Here is a 1,700-nt window from a genome sequence, read left to right as displayed (position 1 = left end):
TGATACTCATCAAATAAACGAGCAAAGTGGTTATCACTCATCTTGAGGTTATGAATAGTCTCTTTGTGCTCTGGCAACTCATGAACTAGATCGTGCTTTTCTAACATAGATATATATCTCCTTAGAGGGATTGTTTTTTATCATCTTTTCATAGCTCCACTTTATATGAGCCTTAGTCCAAACGAGATGATCTAGGTCAACCAATTAGGTATCTTGAAAATCTTTCTATTGTCAGCCTAGATCAGGCCTAAACGTGAGTTTTCTATACATCAGGTAAAGACTTGTAAGCAAGTTGTGAAATCTAGTCAAATCCGCCTATGCCCATTACTAAAACCTAAGAACAGCCTATACACTGAAGTCATTGTTTATGAATAGTTCTTCCAAAAAGCACAAGCACGATGGAAAGGCTAAAACCAAACCAGGAAAGAAAATGCTAAAGAAAATCATTGCTGTCAGCAGTCTGCTGTTTGCTGCATCAACCGTCAATGCAGGCCTCATTAACCCGACCGGCAATGCCGACGGGCTAAACTTTAGCTGGTCGCAACAAGAGTCTGATCAGCTTCAAACGTTTGATGAACAACAGGGCATTGCGATAGCTCATCAACAGGTTCAAGTTGACTACTTGCTTGGGAGTAACCTGTTCGTTGGTGATACCTTAAGAGGTCAGCAAACTGGCAAAAATTCACCTTACCTAAGTGCAGGCAGTTACAGTTCTCACCTGATTCACTTTGACCCACTAGGCACCTCGAGCGGTAAAGAGACCAAGCAATTAATTGAGTTTGATAGTGACATTGTTGCGATCATCCTCAACGGTAAAAAACTCAATGCGTCGGACAATATATTTGGTGGTACGGGGGCCAATTACGAGACATCAACTTCTCGAAAGTGGGAAAGTAACGATTTTCTAACATTTACTAGCTCCCAGTCGATACTGGTTGATCGCGCAACGGTAGGTCGCTACTGGATTGATGATGCGCGCATCATTACCCAAAGCGTATCAGAACCCTCTTCTATTGCCTTGCTTGGCCTAGGTCTTCTTGGCTTAGTGGGTATTCGTCGCAAGAAAATCTAAGTCTCCTCATCGCAATCATTACCCTGCTTCGAACGATTTAGTCAATTAGTCTGGAGCAGGGATTGCCAAGCCTGCCTTTTTTAGCTAACGTCTAGCCCATTCAGATCGACCCCGTTTTTACTAATTAAGGCTATTTGTATGGCACAGTACGTATTCACCATGAATCGCGTGGGAAAAGTTGTCCCACCTAAGAAAGAAATCCTCAAAGATATCTCCCTTTCATTTTTCCCTGGCGCCAAAATTGGTGTATTGGGTCTTAATGGTGCGGGTAAATCAACACTACTAAGAATTATGGCGGGCGTTGATAAAGACTATATTGGTGAAGCCCGCCCTCAGCCGGGTATCAATATTGGCTACCTCGCTCAGGAGCCTGAACTTAACGAAGAAGCAACGGTCAGAGACAACGTTGAAGAAGGCGTGAGTGAGATTAAAAATGCGTTAACTCGCCTAGATCAAGTTTATGCAGAGTACGCTGAAGAAGGTGCAGATTTCGATGCTCTAGCCGCAGAACAAGCCAAGCTAGAAGCAATCATTGAAACCGGTGATGGTCATAATCTGGAAAGAACACTGGAAGTCGCTGCTGATGCCTTAAGACTGCCACCATGGGATGCTGAAGTTAAACATTTAT

At 43.2% G+C, this 1,700-nt stretch carries 2 protein-coding genes; both read left to right on the top strand.

Annotation, left to right across the window (positions count from 1 at the left end):
• The first annotated feature begins 367 nt into the window (after positions 1 to 367).
• On the top strand, positions 368 to 1,072 hold the full coding sequence (locus tag A3756_RS24360; RefSeq protein ID WP_068554427.1) for a PEP-CTERM sorting domain-containing protein: 705 nt from the start codon (positions 368 to 370) through the stop codon (positions 1,070 to 1,072).
• Between the two features lie 138 nt (positions 1,073 to 1,210).
• Positions 1,211 to 1,700: ATP-binding cassette domain-containing protein (locus tag A3756_RS24355; RefSeq protein ID WP_156490742.1), on the top strand; the 490-nt coding region annotated here is incomplete at its 3' end.

The sequence above is a fragment of the Oleiphilus sp. HI0086 genome, assembly GCF_001635225.1.
The sequence above is the reverse complement of the archived record's forward strand: the minus strand, read 5'-3'. Positions and strand labels throughout refer to the sequence as shown.